Origin of the sequence: Kribbella albertanoniae (assembly GCF_004348455.1) — a bacterium.
Classification (GTDB): domain Bacteria; phylum Actinomycetota; class Actinomycetes; order Propionibacteriales; family Kribbellaceae; genus Kribbella; species Kribbella albertanoniae.
This window is the reverse complement of the sequence record NZ_SMKA01000255.1, coordinates 1-13,973: the sequence shown is the minus strand read 5'-3', so window position 1 is coordinate 13,973 and position 13,973 is coordinate 1. Positions and strand designations below refer to the sequence as shown.

Genomic DNA, 13,973 nt, shown 5'->3' with positions numbered 1-13,973 from the left:
CGGCCACGCCCCACGCACCATGGCCAGCCTCCGCAACCTCGCGATCACCCTGCTACGCCACGCAGGCTGGAACAACATCGCAGCCGGACTCCGACATCACGCCCGAGACCACAAACGCGTACTCAGCATGCTTCTGGCCAAGTGAAAAGACGACTTTGCCGAGGCCCTGGGTCTTGAACGCCTGCAGGACCTTCCGCAGATCTTCGGTGGTCTTCGGCACCTGAAGGTTCAGCTTCTTCAGCCAGGCGCTGTTCATCCACAGCTTGTCCGGATAGGTGCAGTGCTTGCAGTCCGACCATTGCGGCAGCGCGTAGATGTGACCGTCAGGCGCGGTCGCCATCTCCTTCAGGGTCTTGTTCTCGTCCAGCGCCTTCTGAATGTTCGGCGCGTTGTCCTTGATCAGTCCTTCCAGCGGCTGCGCGACCCCCTGGGTGCCGAGCTTCAGCACCTCGGCCTGGGTGAAGCCGTCGACCCACGGGATGAGCATGAACAGGTCCGGGTAGTCACCGCTGGCCAGAGCGATCTGCCGCTTCTCCCGGGCTGCGCCAGCGTCGAAGGTGGTCGTCTGCCAGCGGAACTGGATCTTGAACTTGTCGCTCATGACCTTGCTGACCGGGTTGGTGTCCCAGTTGTCGTCCGGCCCTTGCGGGCCGAACGTATCGATGATGACCTTGCCGTCGGCAGAGGTCTCGTTCGCCGCCCCTTCGGTCTTGTCCGAGCTGCACGCCGCGAGGGCGAGCAGGGCGGCCGCGGTCAGGGCCGCGACCTTGCTCACGGATGAGCGCATTGCTGTGTTCCTTTCTCAGGGGGCTTTTCAGCCCTTGACCGCGCCGACCATCACGCCCTTGGTGAAATGGCGGGCGACGAACGGGTAGATGATCAGTACAGGCAGCGTCGAGACGACGATCAGCGCGTATTTGAGGACGTTCGCGAGCTGCTGACGTTCCAGGTTCTGGGCGATGTCGGCGGCAGAACCGGTGGTGGAGTTCAGGATCAGGATGTTGCGCAGCACGATCTGCAGCGGGTAGAGGCCTGGGTCCTTGAGATAGATGAGAGCGTCGAAGTAGCTGTTCCACTGGAAGATGACGTACATCAGCGCGATCACCGCGATCACCGGCTTCGACAGGGGCAGCACGATCGACCACAGGAACCGCAGGTCGCTCGCGCCGTCGATGGTGGCGGCTTCGTGCAGTTCGTCCGGGATGGTCGAGCGGAAGAAGGTGCGCGCGATGATCACCTGCCAGACCCCGATCGCACTCGGGATCACCATCGCCCACCGGGTATTCAGCATTCCGAGGTCCTGGACGACCAGGTAGGTCGGGATCAGGCCTCCGGAGAACAGCATCGTGAAGATCAGCAGGCTCATGATCACGTTGCGTCCGTAGAACGTCCGGCGGGACAACGGATACGCGATCGCGATCGTCAGCGTGACGCTGATCAGCGTGCCGCCGATCGCGTAGATGAACGAGTTCAGGTACCCACGCATGATCTGCGGATCGGCGAAGACCGTCTGGTACGCCTTGACACCGGGCTCGATGGGCCAGAGCAGCACCCGTCCGGCACTCACCGCGGCCGGGCTGCTGAACGAGTTGGCCACGATGTAGACCAGCGGCAGCGCCACCACGATCAGCGCCAGCCACAGCATGATCTTGACGCCGAACAGGAAGACCTTGTCGCCGCGCGTCTCCTCGATCGCGGTCCGCTTCGACGTACTCGCCGGCTGCTTCGCCGTACGGCGGAAGCCCTGCAACGTGACGCTCATGACCAGAGTCCGTTCCCGGTGATCCGCTTGGCGACGAAGTTCACGACGACCAGCAGGACAAGGTTGATGACGGAGTTGAACAGGCCGATCGCGGTCGCCATGCTGAAGTCGGCGTTCAGCAGACCGGTCTTGTAGACGTAGGTCGCGATGATCTCGGACTGGGCCGTGTTCAACGGGTTCTGCAGCAGGAACGCCTTCTCGAACCCGATCGACATGATGTTGCCGACACCGAGGATCAGGATGATCACCGCGGTCGGCATGATGCCGGGCAGATCGACGTTCCGGATCCGCTGCAGCCGGCTGGCACCATCGATCCGGGCGGACTCGTGCAACGCAGGATCGATGCCGGACAGGGCCGCCAAGTAGATGACCGCCGAGTACCCGGTCGTCTGCCACACGTCCGACCAAACGTAGATGTGCCGGAAGTAGTCCGGATTGCCGAGGAAGTCGATCGACGGCACCCCGAACAGCCCGATCGCGTCGTTCACGAACCCGAGCCGCGGCGACAGCACCAGGATCGTCATCGACACCACGACGACGGTCGAGATGAAGTACGGCGCATACGTGACCAGCTGGACTGTCTTCTTGAAGACGCCGACGCGGATCTCGTTCAGGGCGATCGCGAGAATGATCGGAATCGGGAAGCTCGCCAGCACGGTGTAGCCGGCCAGGAAGAACGTGTTCTTCACCAAGGTCCAGAACACCGGGTTCTGGAAGAACAGTTCGAAGTTGTGGAAGCCGACCCATGGGCTGCCCCACGGCCCCTTGATCGGGCTGTAGTCCTTGAACGCGATCACCGCGTTGCTGATCGGAATGTACTTGAAGATCACGAAGTACGCGACCGGCACGATGATCAGCAGGTAGAGCTGCCAATGCCGGCGCAGACTCCGGCGGGCCTGCGTCCACTGGCTCGGCCGGGGCGGCCGGGTGGACTTCACCGCCTTCGCCGGAGCCGGCGCGGGCGGTGCCGCCGACGACTCACTACCCCGCACCTCGTACGTTGCACTCACTCCGCATCCTTTCCGTCACCGATCGGAGCGAAACCGATATCCGATAGGATCTCGGACCTCACTCACCGGGAGAATGACACAGAACGACGGCCGGCGGAAGAGTCACCGGCGGTCTCGATACCCGACCTTGACCGAATTCACCCGATCCCTTGCAGGCAAGGCGAAACCCGCATTGCCTCAGGCAACTATCTCGCAAAACACCAGATGGTCCGATGGCGAATTCCCATCGGACCCGGGCACCTCGACAGCACGCCCGGAGTCGCTCTGAGCCACCGACACCGGACCGCACCACAATTTATTACCTCTGTGAACTATCTCGCAGTCAACCGCGCTACAGCGGTCATGTCAAGACTTGACCGAGGCCAAGCTGACGCTCGACGTACACCTCGTCGAATCGCCCCCGCTGCCGCCCGTCCCACAGCGCAGCCATCACCGACAGCGCCCTCAACACAACCTGCAACGGCCCGAACGCAGCGAGCTCAGCGTCCGTCAGCGGATGAGCTGCAGTGCGCTGGTACCCAGCGACCAGCTCGGGCGACCGGTAGACGCGCGCGATCGTGAACTCCCAGGCCCGGCTGTCGGGGTGGCACAGATCGAAGTCGATCACGCCGCCCAGCCGACCGTCGGCGGTGAAGTGCAGGTTCCACTCGGCGAAATCGCCGTGCACGATCGTCTGCGGCAACTCCCGCAGCTTGTGCTCGACCACCAGTCGCTTCGCGCGGGCCATCAGCTCCTCGGAGCGGTCGGCCAGGTCGGGCCGCTCCGTCCTCAGCGCTTCGACTCCGGTGTGCCAGCTTTGAAACTCGCCCATCCCTTCCAGATCGCAGGCCTCGCAGAACGTGGGGCGGGTACCGAGATCGAGTCCGCGCAGATCGTCGTGCAACCGTGCGAGCACACTCCCCCGCTCGATCCGCTGATCCGCGGTCTCGTCCTGATGAGGTGCGCCCGGGACGAAACGAGTCACCGACCACAGACGGCCGTCGTACTGGACGGGGCCGGCGATGCGCCGCGGAACGCACCAGCCTCGCCCGGTGAGGTGCGCAAGCACTTTCGTTTCGTAGGCGAGGCTTTCTTCGGTGTGCAGGACGTGGTGTCGTCGCAGGATGTGGTGGTCGTTGGCGCGGGTCCACAGGTGCCAGTTGCCGTTACCTGGGGAGTTGTCGTCGCCGGCGCGGGTGGGGTCGATGCGGACGATGTCGAGGTTGAACATGGACGAGATCTGCGTCGGCAAAAGCATTCGTTCATCGTGCCAGGGGCTGGGACAGTGGGCGGGTGGACTTCTCGGATGGATTGGTACTGGTGGGCGGGGTTGAGGTTGGGACTGCGCGGATGACGTGGTGGGACGAGGCTGATGGGACCCGGCTGTACTTGCTGCTGGGGTCGGTGGATGCGGCTCATCAGGGGCTTGGGTATGGGCGGCAGATACTCGCCTGGCTTGAGGAGCGGGCGCGCGAGCACGCTGCGGGCGACTCCGTCGGTACGCCGATGTTCGGAGTGAACCCGGAGTCGGAGCGCGACCTGGCGCTGGCGCGGGCGGCTGGGTATCGGGTCGCGTTCACGCGGGTGCGGATGATCGCCAAGCTCACCGAGCCGCGGGAGGTGCGGTTGCCGGAGGGGTTTGAGGTGCGGCCGGCCTCGGCTGGGGATCATCGGGCGGTGTTCGAGGCGAATGCGGAGGTGTTCGCGAGCAACTCGCTCGGATATGTCCAGGATAGCTTCGAGGAGTTCGAGCAGGAGATCGCTGACGACTACCCGGACCACCGGTTGTGGACCTTGGCCTGGGTTGGCGACAAGCTCGCCGGTTGGGTGGTCAGCGGGCAGGACGACACCCCATGGGTCGGCGTGCGTCCGGCGTACCGGCGTCGTGGGCTCGCATCCGCGCTCCTGCGCGCGAATCACGCGCAGCTGTGGGCGCACGGCGTACAGACGGCGTCGCTGTGGACGCTTGCGGAGAACCCGACCGGGAGCGTGGCTCTGTACGAGTCGCTCGGTTACCGGGTCGTCGAACGGCAGCCCCGCTACCGACGGCGTTTTTAAGAACGGACGGCTTTTCAGACAAAGACCTGACCCGACCATCACGGGGGAACGGCCGGGCCAGGCACTTTCGATACTACTCCGGTTCGGAGTGCAGGGCCCGCTAAATCGAAGGCGGACGCGCCGGTAATCCCTCTACTCTCGTCCCATGCGAACCCGCTTCTGACAACGCACGCCGCCGCCGCGGCGGTTGTGCGTCATGCCGCGATCGGCCCACTCCCGGGCCGCGCTTCGTCATGCACGCCGTCAGGAGCTCTCTATCCATGGCTATTCGCTACCGTTCGGCCGATCCGGTCCGGACCTATCGCACCTACAAAACCGTCTGGTCGTTCTGCGCCGCGCTGTGTTTCACCCTCAGCGCCGTGTACTACGTCCGCGAGGCGGGCCTCAGTCCGCTGCAACTCGTTCTGGTCGGGACGACGCTCGAGCTCGCCTGCTTCCTGTTCGAGATCCCGACCGGCATCGTCGCCGACCTGTACAGCCGGCGATTGTCGGTCGTCATCGGCGTGGCGCTGATCGGCTGCGGGTTCCTGCTGCAGGGACTGTCGCCGACGTTCCTCGCGATCCTCGGCGCGCAAGTGCTCTGGGGAGTCGGATACACGTTCACTTCGGGCGCCGATCAGGCCTGGCTGGCCGACGAGATCGGCACCGACCAGGTGGCCGCCGTACTGGTTCGCACGCAGCAGTTCGGGCTCGGCGGGACGATCCTCGGAACCATCTCGGCCGGCGCGCTCGGTCTACTCGATCTGTCGTTGCCGATCATGCTGTCCGGCGTTGTGATGATCGGGCTCGCGGTCCTGCTCGCGCTGTTCATGCGGGAGGTGAACTTCCACCGTACGCCGAGTGGTGAGCGGGAGACGTTCAAACACATGTCCGACACGTTCAAGCACGGGCTCGCGGTCGCGCGGAAGCGGCCGGTCGTCCGGTCGCTCGTGCTGATCAGCCTGATCGCCGGGTTGTCGAGTGAGGCGTTCGACCGGTTGTGGCAGGTGAAGATCCTCAGCTTCCAGTTCCCGACGGTGTTCGGGACATCGGATCCGGCATTCTGGTTCACGGTGCTCGGGCTGGTCGGCACGCTACTGACGCTGATCAGCTCGCTCATCCTGCACAAGCTGTCTCCTGAGCGCCTCACGGCCACCCACCCGAACGGCGTACTGGCGTTGCTTGCGCTGTTGCAGGTGGTCGGGGTGCTCGCGTTCGCCCTGCTCGGCAACTTGTGGCTGGCACTCGCCGCGATGTGGTTGCGGAGTATCGCGGACGCGTTGTCCTGGCCGATCGAATCCGCCTGGCTGAACCGGAACGTCGAGTCGCGCTCACGGGCCACCGTGATCTCGTTCGTCTCCCAGGCGAACGCCATCGGCCAGGTCGCCGGCGGTCCCCCACTCGGTGCCCTCGCCGGCCGAGCCGGCCTCCGCACCGCGCTCGTCGCCTCGGGGCTGTTGCTGGCGCCGATCCCGGTGCTGTTTGCTCGGCTGAAGGGGGAAAGCCGCACCTCCACCACCGTATAACCTCGTCGGCCCGGGCGATCTCCCGCTCACGGCAGCGTCGCCCGGGCCCCTCAGTCGAGGTTAGTGGGTGGTGGCGGTCCGCTCAGTCCTCGAGCTTGACCTTCACCGGGACGCGGCGGGCGTCGTACGACGACTTGATCAGGCTGGCGACCGTGGTGACGAGAAGGGTGGCGGCGATGAAGCTGAGTGAGGTGATGATGCCGATGTGCGGGAGGTGGATCGCGCCGATGTCGTCGATCTGCGAACCGTGCAGCGCCTCGACGATCAGCTTCACGCCGATGAACGCGAGAATCACCGACAGGCCGACGTTCAGGTAGACGATCCGCTCCAGCAGGCCGCCGATCAGGAAGTACAGCTGGCGTAGGCCCATCAGCGCGAAGGCGTTCGCGGTCAGCACGATGTAGGCGTCCTGGGTGAGCCCGAAGATCGCCGGGATCGAGTCGAGCGCGAAGATCACGTTCGCCATCCCGATCGCGGAGATCACGATCACCAGTGGGGTGAGCAGCCGCCGGCCTTTGTCGTCCCGGGTCGCGAGCTTGGCGCCGTCGTAGTCGTGGCCGAGCGGCAGGATCCGGCGCAGGCCGCGGAGGACGACATTCTCCTGGAAGTCGGCTTCGTCGTTCTCACCCTCGATGGCCAGCTTGATCGCGGTGTAGACCAGGAACGCGCCGAAGATGTAGAACACCCAACTGGCCGCCGCGATCGCCGCCGCGCCGGCCAGGATGAAGACCGCCCGCAGCAGCATCGAGACCACGATGCCGATGTACAGGACCTTGTCCTGCGCCAGCGCCGGTACGCCGAACCGCGCCATGATGATGACGAAGACGAACAGGTTGTCGACACTCAGGCTGTACTCGGTGATGTAGCCGGCCACGAACTCACCGCCGGTCGGACCACCGCTGAACAGGAACAGACCGACCGCGAACACCCCGGCCAGCCCGACGTAGAACAGCACCCACCGGGTCGCGTCCTTGATCGTCACGGTGTGTTTCCGGCGCGCGATCACGATCAGATCGAACGCGACGATCGCGATCAGGCCGACGATCGTGAGCACCCAGACCTGAGGGGACATGACAGAAACCATGAGTGATCCTCCGGACGCGTGACAACGACGTTGGTCCGGAGGTCTCTTCCGCCTGGATCAGCTCCAGGCCGACAGCACCGGTTCGGCCGCCCAGGCCTCCCGTGATGACGACACTGCCGTTGCGGAATACTCCCCTCCACAACACTTCAACTGCATCCGATACTGATACACCTGAGCGTATACCGCATACAGTCACCCGCGCCACCCTTACTTCCGCCGGGTCGGCGTCAGCACGAACGCCGTCGGCGTCGCCCCGTTGAAGCGCAGTACTCGCTCGCGCACGATCTTCAGGCCCCGCACGCCGGCCACCGCCTCACGCAACAACCGCTTGTCCTCGGTCAGCAACACGGCACGTCCATTCCCGGTGAGCACCCGCGCGATCTCCCCGAGCGCGGCCGGATACAGCCGCTGGTTGTCGCGATGACTGCCGACCCGCTTCCCGAACGGCAGGTTCGCCACCACCCGATGCACGCTCCGATCCGCCCGCTGCAGCTCCTCGGCGTACCCGACCTCCACCTGGATCGGAAGTCCGGCGATATTGCGCGTCGCGAGCTCAATCGACGAGGCGGCACAGTCAGACCCGTGTACGTCGTCCGCCTGCCGGCTCGCGGCCACGAGCAGCGTTCCCGAACCGCAGAACGGATCCAGCACCCGCTGTCCGGCCCGGATCTTCGCCAGCCGCACCAACACCTCGGCCACCACGGGATTAGTGGCCCACGGCAAACGCTCCAGCCGCCCGAACCGCCGTACCCAATGCAATGCCCCGAGCTCGGCAACCCAACCGGTCACCGACTCGGTCAGGTTCACCGCCCAATCCCGAGGGTCATTCCGCCATCCCAGTCGCGCCTCGACAGTCGCCACCAATACTCGCCTGAGCGGTGTATCCGGCGTACCGACGCGGAAGGTTGCAGACGGCAGGAATCCCAGTGGAGCAAGGAAGTTCGGGTCCAGCGGAGCGCCGGGCAAGGGTATCGCCGCGGACGAGTAGAGGCGGCAGGCGACGAGCTCTTGCAGACTGCCGTCTACGCGGCAGTCGAGCGAAGAGCGCCCGGAACGCAGGATGGTGACTGAGGGAAGGCTGCCGAGTTCGGCGGCGAGCAGGTCGACCGCCCCCTCGACAGAACGAAGGTTCAACTGCACAGGTGACTCCTGAGGTCGCGTCGATGAATCCGAATCGATGCGCGACGTGCCTCAACACCACCATCAGTCGAAGCTGCGGCGGCGAAGCACGTCTCTCAGAAACCAGTCACTGCCCCGAACCCTACGACCACCCTCACCCCTCGACCACTCCTTTTCCCCACCCCGCGCCCAGCGCCCGCACTGCGGCGGGTTGCCCCGCGCCATCTCATGGGGGAACCCACCAGCTTGCGGGTTCCGCACCCGCATGAGATGGGGGAACCCGCCATCTCATGGGGGGACCCCAAGGCCGGTTAGTTGCGGCTCGGGAGGAACCCCATCAGGTGGCGGCGAGCGGGGATCGCGGAGGTCGCGGACCGCCAGGCCATCACAAGTGGCGGTCACGGCGGGGGTTGAGCGTGGGGTCGGGGCGACGGGCGCAGTTGTGATGGCATGCAGGTCCGCAGCCGCGGGAGCCACGGCCCGAAAAGCTCAGGCGGCGCTCGCCGAGCGACGTACAAGACGCCCACACCACAACAGAGGCGGGTCCCCCGAGGGACATGGGCAAAAAGTTTCCGTTTCCGTCAAGGTCTGGGAGATTTCTGCTCTGAGGAGTACAAAGAAGTTCTGAGGTCTTACCGCCCCTAGACCTGGAGGAACTGTCATGGATGTGATGTACGGACTTGTCGGTGAAGCGTCGTGGTTCTGTTGCGGGAACGCATGGGGACCCTGTGCGAGTACCGGGACCGGTGCTTGTGCGACGTGCCATTCGGGAAACATGCAGCATGCGTGGACGAATACGTCGGACGCTTGCTATGCGATCACCAGGCCGGACCAGTGCGGTGTCACCGGGGTTTCCCGGCGGACGTGCGGGTTCCGGCATGCGACGACCAACCTGTGCAACGGCGCACGGATTGTGACGTCGATCGCGGACTGTGGGCCGCGGACCCGGTCGTTCTGTGGTGAGCGAGCTTGCTGCGGAGGGACTTGCGCGTCGAACCGGGTCATGGATCTGACCCCGGCGGCGTTCACCCGGATCGCCAGTCTGAGTGCCGGGTTGATTCCGGCCGGCATCGATGTGGGATGAGGTGAGCTGAGATGACTTCGATGGATCGACGCGCTCTGCTCACGCGTGCCGCACTCGGTGCGACCGGTTTGATTGCGGCCAGTGCGATGGGATCACTGGCTCCGGAGGCTGCGTTCGCGGCGTCGGCGCAGGTGCCGGATCCGGGCGCTCCGGATCCCAATTTCGCGGAAGGCCTGATCACCGGCCGGAACCAGGATCTCCTGCAGGTACAGGGATCCGACGGCCGGCTGCACAAGATTCAGCTGACCGGAGTGACCAGCGTCTGGAAGCTCCGGCCGACCACGATCGACCAGGCCAGGATCGGCGACGGCCTGTACGCGCGTGGCGTGAAACTGCCGGACGGCGTACTGGCTGCCGAGTCGGTGTGGATCAACATCGTCAACCTGGACGTGATGATCAACTCGATCGGCCGGACTGGTCTGAACCTGGACCACCACGGCCAGAAGGTCGTCGGTCATGTGCAGGAAGGGATCACGGCGGCCGTCTACAACGGGACGCCGGCGATCTCGGATCTGTCCATGCTGAAGGTCGGCCGGCACGTCCAGGTGATCGGCGCCTGGCGACCGGGGACGAACGAGATCGACCTCGCGACGATCTACGCGGCGAACTGAAGGGGCCGCGATGTTCGCACAGCAGGTGGCGGCCGCCCAGCCGCTGCTGATCGGACTACTCCTCCTCTGGACGTCGTACGGGAAGCTGACCCGACCGGAGGAAGCACAGAAGACCGCACTCCCGAAGCTCGTCGGTGAGAAACGGGCCACGCCCGCCTATCGCACCGTCGGCGCCATCGAAGCGGTCCTTGCCCTGGCACTGCTGAGTCCGCCCGTCTGGACTGCCGAAGTGCTGGCGGCAATCGCACTCGGCGTGGGCTTCACCGGCTACCTCGTTTACGCCAAGATCGCCGTCCCCGAAGCTTCCTGCGGCTGTGCCGGTACGGCGGCCAAACCCGTGGGAGCACGGTCGATCGCCCGCGCATTGTTGCTGACGGCAACAGCAGCAGCCGCGCTGACGGCATCCCAAGGATGGTGGTCGGCCGGACCGGCCACGCTGATCCTGATCGCAGAGGCGGCGGCATTCGTCGTACTGTCGCCCGAGCTCGACCGCTACTGGCTCCTACCGCTCCGGAGACTGCGCATCCGGCTCAGTCACCCACTCGCCGGCACCGCGAGCAACGCCGTACCGCTCGCTGCCACCCACCGTCTGCTCCTCCTCAGCCCAGCGCATCGCGCGGTGACCGGGTTCCTGCGGTCCGACATCCGCGACTACTGGGACGAGGCGGACTGGCGGTTCGTCAGCTACACCGCCCGGTACGACGGCCGCCCGGCAACCGCCGTGTTCGCCGTACCGCATGACGCTGCCACCCCGGAAGCCGTCCGGGTCGCCGTCGTCGACGAGTCATCGGGTCAAACGCTCTACCGGCCGGCGCTACTGAGCCTGGCCGGCTAGTCACCCCAAACTCAGCCCTCGTGGAGACCGTCTCCACGAGGGCTGAGCCGCATCATCGGAATGCGCATGCCGAAGTCCGCCAACGACCAGCCCTCACCGGTTGACACCAGTTGCTCACTGGTGGTGTCATGCCCAATATCGTTAGGAAACCTTCCTAATGATGTGTGGTTCCCCTGCAGCTCCTCCGCCCCGGAACACCAGGAGACCTCCCGATGACATCACTGACACCTCGCACGCTCCGGCGCAGGCTCGTCTCGGGCGCGGCCGTACTGGCCACCGCGCTCGCTCTGACCTCCGCTCCCCCGACCGCCACGGCGGCCCCGACCGACTACCAGGCCGAGACCGCGACCATCTCCCAGGGAGTGGTCGAGTCGAACCACACCGGGTACACCGGCACCGGCTTCGTCAACTACGACAACCTCGTCGGCAGCTACGTCGAATGGACCGTCACGGCCCCGGCCGGTCCGGCCGACGTGACGCTGCGCTTCGCCAACGGTACGGCGGCCAACCGGCCACTGGACTGGACCGTCAACGGCGTCTCCGGCGCCGTCGGCATCACCTACCCAGGCACCGGCGCGTGGACGACCTGGGTGACCAAGACCGTTCGCCTCCAGCTCGCCGCCGGTACCAACAAGATCCGGGCCCGCGCCACCACCGCCGACGGCGGGCCGAACGCGGACAAGCTCACCGTGAACCCGGTCAGCGACGACGTCACGCCGCCGTCGCCGCCGAGCAATCTCGTGGTCAGCGACATCAAGTCGAACGCGGCCACCTTCACCTGGTCCGCGGCCAGTGACAACGTCGCGGTCACCCGCTACGAGATCAACCGCGGCGGCAATGTGCTGAAGGTGGTCGACGCCAACACGTTGACGGCAACGGTGGACACGCTGACCCCCAACACGACGTACGACATCTCGGTCGGCGCATTCGATGCCGCAGGCAACGCTTCGCAGCAGAGCAACGTGGTTGCCTTCACCACCCCACCGAGCAACGACACTCAGCCGCCGACAGCGCCCGGCAGCCTGCGCTCCACGGCCGTGACCTCGAACAGCGTTTCCCTTGCCTGGAACGCATCCACCGACAACAGCGGCAGCATCGCCGGGTACGACGTCTATCAGGGCACGGCCAAGGTCGCGACGACCGGCTCGTTGACCACGACCGTGACCGGGCTGACCCCGAACACCAGCTACACGTTCACCGTGAAGGCCCGTGACCCCAACAACAACGAGTCGCCGGCGAGCAACGTACTGACCGTCCGTACGTCGGCCACCGGCACCGGCGGCATTCCGGCGTACGACCGGGATATCGCGAAGGTCGACCTCGGCTGGAGTGTGGCGTTCCTGCCTGACGGGTCGGCGCTGGTGACCGAGCGGGACCGGTTCGAGGTGGTGCGGGTGACGTCGACCGGCCAGAAGACCACCCTCGGCAAGGTGCCGGGCACGGTGACGACCACCGGTGAAGGCGGACTGCTGGGGATCGCGATCTCGCCGACGTTCGCGACCGACAACTGGGTGTACTTCTACCACACGGCTTCCGGTGACAACCGGGTCGTGCGGATGAAGTACGAGAACGGCGTACTGGGCACGACTTCGTCGCCAGTACTGACCGGATTGACGAAGAACCGGTACCACAACGGTGGACGGATCGCGTTCGGTCCGGACGGCAAGCTGTATGCGTCGGTCGGCGATGCGCAGAACACCGGCAACGCCCAGAACAACGGTTCGCTGAACGGCAAGATCCTGCGGATGAACGCCGACGGGACCGCGCCCAGCGACAACCCGTTCTTCAGCTCCGGCGGTAACGCCCGCTACGTCTGGAGCCGCGGCCACCGAAACCCGCAGGGCCTCGCGTGGGACTCGCGCGGTCAGCTGTGGGCGTCGGAGTTCGGTGACAGCAGTCAGGACGAGCTCAACCTGATCCAGAAGGGCGGCAACTACGGCTGGCCCGCCTGTGAAGGAACCATCGGCGACTGCGGCGGCTACATCGCACCGAAGCGCACCTGGTCCACGTCGCAGGCCGGACCGAGCGGCGTGGAGATCGTCAACGACTGGATCTACATCGCCGGTGTCACCGGCGCCCAGTTGTGGGTCACCCAGATCAACTCCACCGGCACCGGCGTCGGCACCCCGCAAGCCGTCTTCTCCGGCCGCTGGGGCCGCCTGCGCAGTGTCACCAAGACCCCCGACGGAGGCCTCTGGCTGACCTCCACCAACAACGACAAGAACGGCGGCACCCCGACCGTCCTCGACAACGTCATCGTCCGCCTCAAGTTCGGCTGACTGTTGTCGCTCTAAGAACAGGACGTATACGTCCAATCCGCCCGGCGCGCTCATCTGCTGAGCGCGCCGGCCGGTCTACGTAGTCATCTACATCCTGTCGTTAGGACGACGATCAAGCCGTTCGCGGCCGGCCGAAGTCGGAGTACTGCGGGATGCCGGTCTGCAGGGCATGCACAGCGAGGGTGAGGCGGCGGTGCATGGAGGGGCGCATCTGCGGTTCTGCCTCGTCCAGGGTGAGGAAGGCTGCAGTGCGCACCTCGCTCGGCTGCAGGACGAGTTGCTCGTCGCCCGTGAGTACACCACCGTCGAACACGAAGGCCAGCGCGTCGTGCCAGACACCCCGCGCCGGATCCCAGTCGACCACCAGCATCGGGCCGATGGTCAGCTCCAACCCGACCTCCTCGAGCACCTCCCGCCGGCACGCGTCGTACGGCGACTCGTCCGGCTCGGCGATCCCGCCGGGGATGTCCAGCAACGGCTTGTACGTCGGCTCGATGAACAGGATCCGCCCATCCCGATCGCGGATCAGCGCACCCCCCGACACCCGCTTCCGCGGCAGGATCCCCGCGATCCCCGGCTGAAACTCCGCCTCCGGCTCGCCTTCAGCAATCAGATCCTCATGTCGGCTCATACCCACAGTCTCGCGA

Annotated in this window: 12 protein-coding genes; 5 read left to right on the top strand and 7 right to left on the bottom strand. The window is 65.6% G+C overall.

Annotated elements, in window-relative coordinates; all coding sequences use genetic code 11:
- Positions 1-52 precede the first annotated feature (52 nt).
- From E1261_RS35940 to E1261_RS35925, 4 genes are all read right to left on the bottom strand, one after another.
- Entirely contained in the window at positions 53-787 is a 735-nt protein-coding gene (locus E1261_RS35940) for a type 2 periplasmic-binding domain-containing protein (protein WP_238176638.1), read from the bottom strand.
- A 27-nt stretch (positions 788-814) separates the two neighbouring features.
- Positions 815-1,762 (bottom strand): carbohydrate ABC transporter permease, encoded by a 948-nt coding sequence (locus tag E1261_RS35935; RefSeq protein ID WP_132414194.1) that lies wholly within the window; start codon positions 1,760-1,762, stop codon positions 815-817.
- Positions 1,759-2,772, bottom strand: coding sequence for an ABC transporter permease (locus E1261_RS35930; RefSeq protein WP_238176637.1), 1,014 nt, complete (start codon positions 2,770-2,772; stop codon positions 1,759-1,761). Before E1261_RS35930 ends, E1261_RS35935 begins: the two co-directional genes overlap by 4 nt.
- Before the next feature lie 340 nt (positions 2,773-3,112).
- Positions 3,113-4,009, bottom strand: coding sequence for a phosphotransferase enzyme family protein (locus tag E1261_RS35925; protein WP_132414193.1), 897 nt, complete (start codon positions 4,007-4,009; stop codon positions 3,113-3,115).
- A gap of 35 nt (positions 4,010-4,044) precedes the next feature.
- Between E1261_RS35925 and E1261_RS35920 the strand changes: the two genes are divergently transcribed.
- Together E1261_RS35920 and E1261_RS35915 are read left to right on the top strand one after the other, a co-directional pair.
- Positions 4,045-4,809, top strand: a complete 765-nt coding sequence (locus E1261_RS35920) for a GNAT family N-acetyltransferase (RefSeq protein ID WP_132414192.1) — start codon at positions 4,045-4,047, stop codon at positions 4,807-4,809.
- 260 nt (positions 4,810-5,069) lie between these two features.
- Complete coding sequence (locus E1261_RS35915) at positions 5,070-6,314, top strand: MFS transporter (RefSeq protein WP_132414191.1); 1,245 nt, start codon at positions 5,070-5,072, stop codon at positions 6,312-6,314.
- An 82-nt stretch (positions 6,315-6,396) separates the two neighbouring features.
- Here E1261_RS35915 and E1261_RS35910 read toward each other — a convergent pair whose 3' ends face one another.
- Together E1261_RS35910 and E1261_RS35905 are read right to left on the bottom strand one after the other, a co-directional pair.
- Positions 6,397-7,386, bottom strand: coding sequence for a TerC/Alx family metal homeostasis membrane protein (locus tag E1261_RS35910; RefSeq protein ID WP_132414190.1), 990 nt, complete (start codon positions 7,384-7,386; stop codon positions 6,397-6,399).
- A 219-nt stretch (positions 7,387-7,605) separates the two neighbouring features.
- Entirely contained in the window at positions 7,606-8,538 is a 933-nt protein-coding gene (locus tag E1261_RS35905; RefSeq protein ID WP_165952757.1) for a TRM11 family SAM-dependent methyltransferase, read from the bottom strand.
- A gap of 1,074 nt (positions 8,539-9,612) precedes the next feature.
- On the opposite strand from E1261_RS35905, the gene E1261_RS35895 reads away from it, so the two are divergent.
- The 3 genes from E1261_RS35895 (at position 9,613) to E1261_RS35885 (ending at position 13,326) form a co-directional block, all read left to right on the top strand.
- A complete protein-coding gene (locus E1261_RS35895) occupies positions 9,613-10,212 on the top strand; it encodes a cell wall protein (RefSeq protein ID WP_132414188.1) in 600 nt (199 codons plus the stop codon).
- Positions 10,213-10,222: 10 nt separating this feature from the next.
- On the top strand, positions 10,223-11,047 hold the full coding sequence (locus E1261_RS35890) for a MauE/DoxX family redox-associated membrane protein (protein ID WP_132414187.1): 825 nt from the start codon (positions 10,223-10,225) through the stop codon (positions 11,045-11,047).
- Between the two features lie 212 nt (positions 11,048-11,259).
- A complete protein-coding gene (locus tag E1261_RS35885) occupies positions 11,260-13,326 on the top strand; it encodes a PQQ-dependent sugar dehydrogenase (RefSeq protein ID WP_132414186.1) in 2,067 nt (688 codons plus the stop codon).
- A 112-nt stretch (positions 13,327-13,438) separates the two neighbouring features.
- Here the strand turns inward: E1261_RS35885 and E1261_RS35880 are convergent, their stop codons facing one another.
- Complete coding sequence (locus E1261_RS35880) at positions 13,439-13,957, bottom strand: NUDIX domain-containing protein (protein WP_132414185.1); 519 nt, start codon at positions 13,955-13,957, stop codon at positions 13,439-13,441.
- Between the last annotated feature and the right edge of the window lie 16 nt (positions 13,958-13,973).

Excerpts from the sequence above, each read along its gene's own strand:
- E1261_RS35915 (WP_132414191.1), top strand. The coding sequence starts at position 5,070 with ATGGCTATTCGCTACCGTTCGGCCGATCCGGTCCGGACCTATCGCACC.
- E1261_RS35880 (WP_132414185.1), bottom strand. The coding sequence starts at position 13,957 with ATGAGCCGACATGAGGATCTGATTGCTGAAGGCGAGCCGGAGGCGGAG.
- E1261_RS35885 (WP_132414186.1), top strand. The coding sequence starts at position 11,260 with ATGACATCACTGACACCTCGCACGCTCCGGCGCAGGCTCGTCTCGGGC.
- E1261_RS35910 (WP_132414190.1), bottom strand. The coding sequence starts at position 7,386 with ATGTCCCCTCAGGTCTGGGTGCTCACGATCGTCGGCCTGATCGCGATC.
- E1261_RS35925 (WP_132414193.1), bottom strand. The coding sequence starts at position 4,009 with ATGCTTTTGCCGACGCAGATCTCGTCCATGTTCAACCTCGACATCGTC.
- E1261_RS35890 (WP_132414187.1), top strand. The coding sequence starts at position 10,223 with ATGTTCGCACAGCAGGTGGCGGCCGCCCAGCCGCTGCTGATCGGACTA.
- E1261_RS35940 (WP_238176638.1), bottom strand. The coding sequence starts at position 787 with ATGCGCTCATCCGTGAGCAAGGTCGCGGCCCTGACCGCGGCCGCCCTG.
- E1261_RS35935 (WP_132414194.1), bottom strand. The coding sequence starts at position 1,762 with ATGAGCGTCACGTTGCAGGGCTTCCGCCGTACGGCGAAGCAGCCGGCG.
- E1261_RS35895 (WP_132414188.1), top strand. The coding sequence starts at position 9,613 with ATGACTTCGATGGATCGACGCGCTCTGCTCACGCGTGCCGCACTCGGT.